Origin of the sequence: Ancylobacter oerskovii (assembly GCF_018390555.1) — a bacterium.
In the GTDB taxonomy this organism is placed as follows: Bacteria; Pseudomonadota; Alphaproteobacteria; order Rhizobiales; family Xanthobacteraceae; genus Ancylobacter; species Ancylobacter oerskovii.
Genome location: NZ_JAHBGB010000037.1, coordinates 407,164 through 416,854, shown reverse-complemented (window position 1 = coordinate 416,854; position 9,691 = coordinate 407,164). Strand labels below are relative to the sequence as shown.

The window sequence follows — 9,691 nt, the reverse complement described above, 5'->3', positions numbered from 1 at the left end:
TCGTCCGTCTCCATGATCGACGGACTCTACCTAAATCTGGAGGAAGATCAGGGTCTCAGGTCACCGAGAACGACAGGGATCCTCCTCCTCCGCCACCGCCGCCGCCGCCGCCGCCGCCCACGCGGCACCAAAGGAACGAGTGGCCAATCCCGGCCCCGCCTCCACCACCCCGACCAGTGCCGCCATCAAAGCCCAAATAGCCAGGCCAATCCGCCGAAGGCGAGTGCGGCTATGCTAGCGGCTGGCGCAGCGACAATCCCGCTCATGCGCGCCCACTGCAGCCATTTGCTGCACGCTTGGTTGACAGCATCGTTCTCGGCATCCGTCTCGTGATACGATGCGAGGTATTGCGCGAGCACTTCGGATTGGCCGACGTTGTTTTCGGCTGCCCATTTCCAGAAGCCAGCCTCGCGTCCAGGCAGAACGACGTCGCTCGATTTCAGCACCAAGTAGCAGAACATGTTGCCCAACATGAGCGCGCAAAAGGCTCCCAGCATCGCTGAAAGAAAGTAATTTGCGGACGGCGAGTTGAACGTGAACGCGGCAACCGCACCGGATGCGCATGCAACACTCAATGTGCAGTAGCCGGTCAGTAGCGCAATCGCCTGCTGATCCTGCGATTTTATGAGGTCGATGACCGCGTTGCGACGCTCTCGCGCATCTTCGATTGCTACTTCGAAAAGGGCGTCCATCTCTTAATCTCCAGCCCAAGTTATCATCGCCGAATATAACCCTGACTCGACTCCCAACCCGCCCATGGTACCGTTGCGGAAAACATGGTGGGGAAGCACTCATGAGCGATTGGATATGGCTCGTTGCCGTTGCCGCGCTTTTTCTGGCGGTACTAGCTCTCTCCAAGCGGAAAGCGCCGCAGTCTAAGGCTGGCGTACCAGTATCGCCCCCTAAACTGCCACAAGCGCGAGCGTCCCGATCGCCAGCTTCTTCTGCACGACGCACGCCACTAGCCGTTCCACCGCCACTCCCGACCCGGACACCGCCCCCCGCGCCTATCATCTTCCCCACGGCCCCGGCGATTTCACGCGGCCTCCAGCGCGTCATTGTCCTCGACACTGAAACGACCGGCCTGTCTCAGTACGACAAGATCATCACACTCGCGGCGCTGCGTTTCGAAGGCACTGAGCTGAAAGACTCGCTCCACCACGTCTATGACCCGCGCAAGGACAGCCACCCCGGCGCACTCGCCGTCCACGGCTGGGACGACTGGACCCTGCGGTTTCAGGATCTATTCGCCGAGACGGCCGAAGAAGTCCGCGATTTCCTGCTCTGGGGGGATCGTTTGGTAGCCCACAATGCAGAGTTCGACATGCGTTATGTCGAGCGAGAGATCCGCAAGGCCGGTCTCGCTCCGCTCGATCATCCCGACGTGTATTGCACCATGGAACGGTCACGTCGGCGCTGGTCGGGATCCGCTAAACTCGACCTTTGCCTGGATCGAATTGGACTGCAACGAGCGGGCGCAAGACACGGCGCTTATGAAGATGCCTTTCTCACCTCCTGCCTCTATTTCAACCTTCAAGGCAGCAATGACCGCCCCGCGGCTCCAATAACGTGGCCTGCGCCAACCAACCTGAGGCCTGCACCGCCGCGACCGGACGGCACCTTACCGCGGCGAACGCCCAAGAGACGTCGCACGGCGTAGCCTCGCCGTTCCACTCACGGCCAGCTCCTCCCGCCCTCCCCTTCTGCTGAGCAGCGCGCAGCATCACACACATTGGTTTTACTAGCGGCCAACCCCGTGCCATTTTGTAGAGGCGGCAGATGTCCGGGGAGGCACTCGTGAGAATTTTTCTCGCGCTTACTGCGCTACTTGCGTCAGCGACCCTCGCACAGTCGGACATCCGAACCGAACTTGCACAGCAGCTTGATACTTCACCCGATCATTTTGTGATGAATCTGCCTCCAAGAGGAGGCGTACAAGTAGGCACCATCTACCTCAAGGATCGAAAATCTCTCCACAGTGTGGGCAACATACCGGCATCGGCGTACATCGTTGGGCCCGAATTCGACCTGGCATCTAAGGTTGACTTTAGCACAGAAGGCGAATTCGGATTAAAGATTGCCAAATTCTTCGGAGCCTCCGTCGCCGCCAGCGATGATATGCAAACCGACATCTTGATCACGGGCGCTAGAATCATTGAACTTGACGCCTCGACAATTGGCACGATTGTTCGTGACGCGTATCAAAAGTTCAATAAAACCGCGGATGAATATTATATCGTCACTAAGATATACCAAGGGCTAGCCCGCGTCGTTACCCGCAACAAAACTTCCGCCAAAGCAGAAGCTTCGTCCACCGTCGATCCCAAACTCGGCGTCACGGCTGGAGCCGCTGTGTCAAACGGAATTGCGCGCAGCATTGAGCCCGCGACGGCTATCGTGTTCGCCTTCGAACTATCGGCAGTCCGCGACTACAAACGCTACACTGCGGGTATTGACAGGATCTACACTGCTTCGTCGGGGATTCTGGTTCCCGGCTTCGCGTCCAGTACGCCGCCATCGATGATGGCACCAGCCTCTGCGCCCCATACACCAGAGACCAGTTCAGCAGCGCAATCACTCCCTTCTGTTTTCGAACAATTGACGCCGGCCGAACGTGCACTCATTGACGTGCGCCCGTCCCGTTTCGTGGTCCCACGTTCGTTGGCGTCTGGCGGCATGGTGGTCCTCCCAACCGGGAGGATTATTGTGAAGCCGGGCCCGTCAACGGCTACGGCCGAACAAATGCGAACTTTTTCGCCTTTCGCGACAGTCGTAAACTCGAATGGGCGAGAAACCGTTTGGTACCTCCCCCCGGCATTACCAATCTCCGCGTTTGCGCCCGCGGCGATAGGTTTGGAGCCGGTGCACAATCGCGAGATCGAGTAAGTCATCCTGGCGTCTCAGCATGAGACTTATCACTCGCTGTCAATGGAGCTTCAGCCCCCCCCCCCTCATTCCGCCAGCTCTCCAAGCGCGGAATGTCGAATTATCCCCTCACCTGCATCTCGATCCGCAGGAGCTCGCCCCCGACATAGATCGGCGCGGCCGCCTCGACGTTGCGTACGCGCCCAGCGATGACGAGCTTGTCGCCCTTCCTGGGCACCCGCGCGTCGGTGCCGTCTGTCTGGGGAACAGTCGGCCAGCCGGCGGCAACGAGCTGCGTCGGCGACAGAATCACCTTGGTATCGCCCTGGACGATGTTCCCCGTTAGCTCCCGAGGCGTGTAGCCCCGGGCCTGGATCCGCACGGTCACATCGTCATTGGTCGAGTTGCCGCCTGCCCATGTCACCCGACGCAGCACCGCATCCGCACCGAAGTGCGACAAAGCGGTGTCCAGATCGGCGATGATCTCGGCAGGTGTCATGCCAGAAGTCCTCGCTGGTAGTTGGCGAGCAGCGCCAAGAAGGCCCGGTCCATGGAGGCTGTGACATCGACGATCCCGCCATACTGGCGGGTCGCGACGTCGTGCACCTCAACGCTGCGGACCAGCATGTCCTTGCCCGACATGCTCATCGCCGATCCAATCTTCAGCAGCATGGCCGACACGAGATCCGGCGGCACGTCAGCGGCAAGGCCATAACCCGCCACAGCCTTGATCGTGATCCGGGAGCCTCGGCGAGTGGTTGGCCACTGCTTGCCATGCGCCAGCACAATCGACGGCTCCAAACCATCGAGGCGGCCCTCATAGACCGCCGTCGGGACCGTCTGGGGGGCGCCTTCCGTGTCGAGATAGGTGATCGAGGTGACTGACTGTAACGGGGCGTCCGGCAGGGCCCTGAGGTCGCAGAAGCCGTCGCACACCATGTCGACGGTCTGCGTCACGAGGCGGATGCCGCACACCTTCTCGACAAGCCCCCGGGCGCCGGCAATAGCCGCCGTCAGTTCAGCGTCCCGCCCCGTCTCGTTGACCGGAATCCCGCACTGCTGCTTGGCGAGAGCCAGGCTGATCGGCTCAGCCGCGGGCGGTGCGATGACTTTTGAAGGATACCACATCAGCCACGCTTCTCAGGGGCCGGCTTCCGGGTAGCGATTTCACGCTTCTCTTCGGCGACGGGCACGGCATAACCAGCCTCGACCATCCGACGCGCCTCTGCATCGGGGAAGCGGTCCGTCTCGTCGCCCGGCGCCAGCGCGAAGCCGACTCCTGCCAGGCTCGTAAGCATCTTGATCTTCATGGGAGATCCTCCTGGAGCGAGGGGCGGACACGAGTCCGCCCCGTCGCGATGGATCACGAGGCGGCAGTGATCAGGTGCTTGACGGCGGCAGCGTCCAGCAGTTCGCCGTCGTACCGGCCGAAGCCGATGAAGCCGATCTGATCGAACTCGGCATAACGCTCAGCGAGGCGACGGACCGCGAAGTCACGCACCCGACGCACCACGTACTTGCTGAGGTCGCCGAAGAGCATGACCTTCTTGGCGGCAGCGATCGAATCCACCGCCTGATTGATCACGAACCCATAGCCGAGGATGGTCGCCGGCGCCCCGCTGCGGCCGTCGGCCGGCTGCCAGAGATAGTTGCCGTCGCCGTCCTTCAGCTTTCGCAGCACCGCCAAGGTGGTGTCGTTGAACATGAAGCGGCAGGTGCCGTTCTGGCGGTAGGCAGGATCGACCGAGTGCACGAGATCGATGATCTCGTCGAAGGTGATCGCAGCGGCCGCCACCGACGTACGGCCGAGGGCGGAAGCCGTGACGATGCCGTTGGGATCGCCCGTGCCATCGCCGACCGTCAGGTCGAGATTGACCTTGCGGGCGATACGCTCGGCCATGGCATCGCGCACGATCTGCTCGAACGGCAGAGCGCTGTCCTGCAGCAGTTCGTTCGACACCAGGATGGGCCCGGACGAGTATTTGTAGGCGTCGAGAACCTTCTGGGTGAAGGCCAGATCGCCCTCGCTCGTCGCGGCGGTGTTCTCGGCCAGTCGGACGCCCATGTTGGACGTGTCGTTGAGAGCCGGGATCTCCAGCTGGTTGCCGCTCGCGGTCATCAGCTCCCGGGTCACGCCCGGGTCGAGCATCGGGCCCCATGCCTTCAGGGACTTGATCAGCTCGCCGACGAAGCCGGTGGGCACCGTGTAGCCGCCGGCGCCATCCGTGGTCGTGCCCTGGGCGCGATGCTCGCGGATGAGGCCGCGGTCGGCATCGTCGATGCCCTCGATGCCGCGGCGCAGATATTCGTTGAACGCCTGCTCGTAGGTCCGCTGCTCACCACCGCCACCGGCAGGAACGGTGCGATCGCCGCCGCTCGGACGCTGGCGAACACGCTCTTCTTCGGCGCGGCGCTCCATTTCCGCGACCTGCTCCTCGCGGCGGATCTGCACATCGAGCCGATCGAATTCCGCCATGGCGGCGTCATGCTGGCTCTCCAGCTCGCGCACGCGTGCTTCGTCGGTTTCGGCGGTGATCAGGTCCAGGCGCTCGCGAGCTTCGGCGGTAATGACGGCCTGGCGCTCGCGCAGTTCGACGATAGTCGGCATAGCCAACTCCTCATGAAAAAGGCCCGCGTGAGCGGGCCCGTGATGGGGGATTGGGCGGAGGCGAGCGCCTACGCTTTACTCCTCGATCGGAGATCAAGGGTGACCTTCATGCCGACGCGGCGAGCGGCGGCGCTGAAATTGCTGTGGCGACGATCCCGCCTCGCCTCATCGAGGCTGCGAAGCGCTATCGAGGTGCCGTCATAGGCAGGTTCCGAAACGATTGAAACCTCACGAAGCACGACTTCCTTGATGGTGCGCGTCGGGATCGCGCCGGTCTCATCCCATTCCTGACGCGTCACCATGAAGCCGAACGACATGCCTTTGATGTCGCCTCGCTCGATCAACGTGCGCACGTCGCGACCATCCGAGGTGTCGGGAAGGTCGATCTCGACGGCGAGCCCCTTGCTGTCTTCGACCAGCCTGAGAGTGCCGGCAGACGATCGGCCAAGCACCCGCCCACTATCGTGATCGAAATAGGCGAGCACGTCCGCCGTCTGCAGTGTCTCAGCGAAGGCTCCGCGGGCGATCACCTCGCGGAAATATCCGCCGATGTCGGTGGTCTCTCCAAAGACCGCCGCATAGCCGGCGACTGTCATGGTGTCGCCATCCGCCCGATGCTCGAGGGCTTGAACGTGAGATCGCTGCTCCGCCTCAGGCTTCTGCGTCATTTTCCTGTCCGTCCTTCGGCGGATCGTCGAGCGGTGGCCCGCCGTTGTGTCCGGCCGGTGGCGAGGAGCCGAGAACAACGGTCGCGCCCTGCACCAGCAATTCCTTGGCGGCCGGATTGGAATGCGCGGGTCGGTTCTCCAGCGCCCTCGCCTCATCCGGCGTCATTTGCGCGGTCTGGATCGCGCGAGCCAGACCCTCGATGCGGCTCTTGAAGTCCCCGCGCTGGAGGCCGTCCAGATTGTGTTCGACGTAGCGCCCGCTATTGCGCTGCCCGAACAGCTTCAGGTTCATCTGCTGTTCGAACTTCTTCGCCCATTGACCGATGAGGTGCTTCACGAAGAACAGATCTTGCTGCTCGGTGTTGGCGAATGTCCCTTTCGAGAGGTCCTGCAGGAACACCGGCGGCAGTTGGAAAGCCCGGGCGATCTCCTGAATCTGCATCAGACGGGCCTCGCCCATCTGCCCCTTTTCCGGGTCGATGCCGACAGGCTTCAGATCGTAGCTCGCCGGCAACGGGAAAATGGGCTTGTTGCTCGAGCGGGCGACTTCGATGGCGCGATGCACGTCATTGATGGAGCGCTTGATGGCTTCGTTGCCGGTGCCGAGTTGCCCCACCAGCGCAAGCGGCGGCACGCCACCGCCTTTGAAGAAGTTTCCGGCGTACGCCTCCATGGCGATAGCCAGCCCAATCGCGTTCCGGCATTTGTCGATCGGCGAGTAGGCAGTGACGCGATCGGACTTCAGCGCGAACGGCAGGTCGATGACGTCGCTCGCCGGGTAGGTCTTCGTCGGCACGCCCTCTTCGGCATAGACGTAGGTCTTCCTCCCGTTTTGCAGCCGGATCGTCGTGCAGGCCGTCACCATGGGCCAGATGCCGACGAGGTTGGTCCCGGATCGCTCGATCCACGAGAGGCCGCGGCCTTCGGTAAAGGCCTGCCAGAACAGATATTCGCGCCAGTCGAAGCTCGTCCATTCCGCATTCGGAGCTTCATGGATCAAGGTTTGAATGCCACCCTTGATCCGCGTCGCCCCTTTCTCGGTATGGCGATAGGCGTGCAGCGGCAGGGTCGCCATGGTGCGGGAGAGGAATGAAACGGCGGAGAACACCGCCGGAACCCCTAGCGCGGTCTCAACGGTTACCGCAGCGCCTGCCCCGCTTCCTCCTCCCCAGCTCTGGAAAAGTGAGGCCCAAGCGGCCGCACTGTTCAGCGGCACGGCCGGATTCTCGACAGCAGCGCGCTCCTCCCTACGGATGTCGAAGCCGAACAATTTCATGAGGCCACCAGGCTAAACTCAGGGTCATCCCAGGGCGAAACGGGCGGCTCAGCGACTTCGAACTCATTGTCGGCGGCACCAACGGCCATCGCGATCGTGACCATGCCGTCAATCCTTCCCCTCGATCGCTTCTTGTCGAAGGCCCGGTTCTCTTGGCCGTCACTATCGATGTGAGCGTTGGCCGCACAGTTGTAGGTCACAGGCGACGCTTCGATCGTGATCGACCTGTTGAGAATCCTGTCTTCCAGCCGCTCGATCGAGCGCGGCATCGTCAGCTGCTTGTCTTCGAACCGCACCAGCTTTCCCTGTGCGTGACTCACGATCTTAAGTCCCGCGCCTTCTGGCTTGTCGGGCCCTTCCCACCGCCAAACCGGGAAGCCGATCTGCTCGCAGGCGGCGATGAAGTCCGCGATGCCAGCCGGGTCGAAGGCCAAGAACTGGACGTCATTCGAAGCGCAGATCTCGGCAACCTTCGCCGCCACGAAAGTCTTGTCGATCACAGCGCCAGAAACGGCGGCGAGCCGCGTCGCCTCCGGTTCCAGCGCCCACTTGTCATAGGGCGTGTTGTCCGCCTTCGACCGATCGCCGATGCCGTCCTTGGTCGTCCAATAGAAGGTCCGCACCCAGAGGTGCCCGTCCTCGTCCTCCCAGCAGATGCTGAGCGCCGTCAGGTCGTTCTTCTTCGACAGGTCGAGACTGAGCCAGCACCGCCGGCCCTTCACCTTTGCCTCGTCGATTACCCCTTGGACGGCGGACCATGCCTCTTCGGCAATCCAGAACTCGGTCGCGCCGATCGGAATGCCGAAATACAGCCGCTTGACCGACTGGGCCGTTGAGAGCAGCACCCGCGCGGTGTTCACCTCGCCGAGGATATTCTCTTCCGGGAAGGTGATGCCCAGCGCCGGCAGCGCTTTGCGCCAGCAAGCCGGGTTGTCGAACACCGTCTCCCGGTCCTTCTTGTCGACCCGGGCGATGAAGGCGAACGCCTCGTCGTCCTTGATCTCGCCGCGGGCAACCTTCTGGTAGAACTCCGAATAGTTCGTCCCGACGATCTGGTCCGAGGCCGGCGTGTTGGTGCCGAGCAGCATGAGCGCATCCCCCGGCATCTTGGCGATGGCGCGCTTCCAGGTCTCAATCGAGTGGTTCGACTTGAACTCGTGGATCTCGTCTGCCAGCACGGCGATCGGGCGCGGGCCGCTGATCGCCTCGCCATTTGCCAGGGACTGAAATTTCGAGCCGCTCGCCGGGTGCTCGATCTTCCAGGCATTGTCGCCCTCGCCACGGATCAGGACGTCGCCGGCGTTCTCCAGCGTCTCGCGGATCTCCTCCGGCTCGTCTTCCTGCCCGGGCGTCGGCGCCCGGCACATCGCCACCGCGTCCTTGAACAGCACATTGGCCGTCGCCCGGTCCTGGCCGATCGAATAGACCTCGGCGCGCGGCACGCCGTACCAGCCCATCAGGTAAAGGCCGATCGCCGCCATGAACGGCGACTTCGCCTGTCCCTTGCCGGTCTCGAACCATGCGGAGCGGAATCGCATCCGGCCGCTGTCCTTGCGCCAGCCGAACAGACACCCGGCGCCGAAGACATGCCACGGCAGCGGGTGGAAGGGCTGGCCGGCCATCGCGCCGGCGGTGATCGGCAGCATGGCAGGGAAGAACCGCAGCGCCCGGCCGGCCTTCTCCGGCACCCAGTGAAGGCCTCGGCCGCCGTCGACGATATCGCGCAAATGTCGCTCAGCTGCCGCCGCCACGATTTCGCCAACGATGATCCTGCCGTCTACCGCGTCCCGCGCCCAGCGGGTCGTCGGATCATCCGGCAGCTTTTCCCTTGAACTCGTCCGACGCACGGGCGGCCCTCGCCTTCCGCTCGACCTTCGTCACGGCGCCGCGGCGGCGGGGCGAGAGCCCCAGTTCCGCCTCCAGCGTTGCCGCGTCATTCGCAGCCTCGCGCATGGCCGTGAAATGCGGGCTCACCCGAGCGATGGCCTTGGGGTTGCCGCGTTTCGGCTTCGTCACGGCGCCATTCTCAGCGACATCCCGCACCGAGCGGTCATAGATCACATAGGCCAGCACCAGGCGCTGAATGGCATGGCGATTTGCCGGCGCCAGCAGGTTGCGCTCGCGCAGTTCGGTGGTGACGGCGCGCCAATATTCGGTCGCCGCGTCGATCTCCAGATCGTCGGTGAGCAGCATCCGCCAGTGCGGTTCCGGCACGATCTGGCCGGTGCCGTCGATCACGTTCATGCAGATCACCCTTTAGGGTGGGCCCAACTT

General features: G+C 62.9%; 11 protein-coding genes. 2 read left to right on the top strand and 9 right to left on the bottom strand.

Features of this window, described 5'->3' with window-relative positions; translation table 11 throughout:
• Nucleotides 1-185: 185 nt before the first annotated feature.
• A complete protein-coding gene (locus KHC19_RS18660; protein ID WP_213354180.1) occupies nt 186-692 on the bottom strand; it encodes a hypothetical protein in 507 nt (168 codons plus the stop codon).
• Between the two features lie 317 nt (nt 693-1,009).
• Here KHC19_RS18660 and KHC19_RS18655 point away from each other — a divergent pair, with 317 nt between their 5' ends.
• Complete coding sequence (locus KHC19_RS18655) at nt 1,010-1,660, top strand: 3'-5' exonuclease (protein WP_378297123.1); 651 nt, start codon at nt 1,010-1,012, stop codon at nt 1,658-1,660.
• A 137-nt stretch (nt 1,661-1,797) separates the two neighbouring features.
• A complete protein-coding gene (locus tag KHC19_RS18650) occupies nt 1,798-2,886 on the top strand; it encodes a hypothetical protein (RefSeq protein WP_213354176.1) in 1,089 nt (362 codons plus the stop codon).
• 100 nt (nt 2,887-2,986) lie between these two features.
• Here KHC19_RS18650 and KHC19_RS18645 read toward each other — a convergent pair whose 3' ends face one another.
• The 8 genes from KHC19_RS18645 to KHC19_RS18610 all read right to left on the bottom strand — a co-directional run bounded on the left by KHC19_RS18645 (nt 2,987) and on the right by KHC19_RS18610 (nt 9,661).
• Nucleotides 2,987-3,364 (bottom strand): hypothetical protein, encoded by a 378-nt coding sequence (locus KHC19_RS18645; protein WP_213354174.1) that lies wholly within the window; start codon nt 3,362-3,364, stop codon nt 2,987-2,989.
• Nucleotides 3,361-3,993 carry a head-tail connector protein gene (locus KHC19_RS18640; protein ID WP_213354172.1) on the bottom strand — a complete coding sequence of 211 codons (633 nt, stop codon included), beginning with the start codon at nt 3,991-3,993 and terminating at the stop codon, nt 3,361-3,363. Before KHC19_RS18640 ends, KHC19_RS18645 begins: the two co-directional genes overlap by 4 nt.
• Entirely contained in the window at nt 3,993-4,175 is a 183-nt protein-coding gene (locus KHC19_RS18635) for a hypothetical protein (RefSeq protein ID WP_213354170.1), read from the bottom strand. Before KHC19_RS18635 ends, KHC19_RS18640 begins: the two co-directional genes overlap by 1 nt.
• A 53-nt stretch (nt 4,176-4,228) precedes the next feature.
• The gene (locus tag KHC19_RS18630) at nt 4,229-5,473 is read right to left on the bottom strand and encodes a phage major capsid protein (protein WP_213354168.1); all 1,245 of its coding nucleotides are present in this window, start codon (nt 5,471-5,473) and stop codon (nt 4,229-4,231) included.
• A 68-nt stretch (nt 5,474-5,541) separates the two neighbouring features.
• Nucleotides 5,542-6,141 carry an HK97 family phage prohead protease gene (locus tag KHC19_RS18625; RefSeq protein ID WP_213354166.1) on the bottom strand — a complete coding sequence of 200 codons (600 nt, stop codon included), beginning with the start codon at nt 6,139-6,141 and terminating at the stop codon, nt 5,542-5,544.
• On the bottom strand, nt 6,125-7,417 hold the full coding sequence (locus tag KHC19_RS18620) for a phage portal protein (protein ID WP_213354164.1): 1,293 nt from the start codon (nt 7,415-7,417) through the stop codon (nt 6,125-6,127). The genes KHC19_RS18625 and KHC19_RS18620 overlap by 17 nt, the downstream gene beginning before the upstream one ends.
• Nucleotides 7,414-9,264: a terminase large subunit gene (locus tag KHC19_RS18615; protein WP_213354162.1), complete on the bottom strand. Its 1,851-nt coding sequence runs from the start codon at nt 9,262-9,264 to the stop codon at nt 7,414-7,416. Before KHC19_RS18615 ends, KHC19_RS18620 begins: the two co-directional genes overlap by 4 nt.
• Nucleotides 9,227-9,661 (bottom strand): phage terminase small subunit P27 family, encoded by a 435-nt coding sequence (locus KHC19_RS18610; protein ID WP_213354160.1) that lies wholly within the window; start codon nt 9,659-9,661, stop codon nt 9,227-9,229. Before KHC19_RS18610 ends, KHC19_RS18615 begins: the two co-directional genes overlap by 38 nt.
• Nucleotides 9,662-9,691 lie beyond the last annotated feature (30 nt).

What these genes read in the sequence shown, in the direction of transcription:
- KHC19_RS18660 (WP_213354180.1), bottom strand. Translation starts at nt 692, where the DNA reads ATGGACGCCCTTTTCGAAGTAGCAATCGAAGATGCGCGAGAGCGTCGC.
- KHC19_RS18610 (WP_213354160.1), bottom strand. Translation starts at nt 9,661, where the DNA reads ATGAACGTGATCGACGGCACCGGCCAGATCGTGCCGGAACCGCACTGG.
- KHC19_RS18630 (WP_213354168.1), bottom strand. Translation starts at nt 5,473, where the DNA reads ATGCCGACTATCGTCGAACTGCGCGAGCGCCAGGCCGTCATTACCGCC.
- KHC19_RS18620 (WP_213354164.1), bottom strand. Translation starts at nt 7,417, where the DNA reads ATGAAATTGTTCGGCTTCGACATCCGTAGGGAGGAGCGCGCTGCTGTC.
- KHC19_RS18635 (WP_213354170.1), bottom strand. Translation starts at nt 4,175, where the DNA reads ATGAAGATCAAGATGCTTACGAGCCTGGCAGGAGTCGGCTTCGCGCTG.
- KHC19_RS18645 (WP_213354174.1), bottom strand. Translation starts at nt 3,364, where the DNA reads ATGACACCTGCCGAGATCATCGCCGATCTGGACACCGCTTTGTCGCAC.
- KHC19_RS18640 (WP_213354172.1), bottom strand. Translation starts at nt 3,993, where the DNA reads ATGTGGTATCCTTCAAAAGTCATCGCACCGCCCGCGGCTGAGCCGATC.
- KHC19_RS18625 (WP_213354166.1), bottom strand. Translation starts at nt 6,141, where the DNA reads ATGACGCAGAAGCCTGAGGCGGAGCAGCGATCTCACGTTCAAGCCCTC.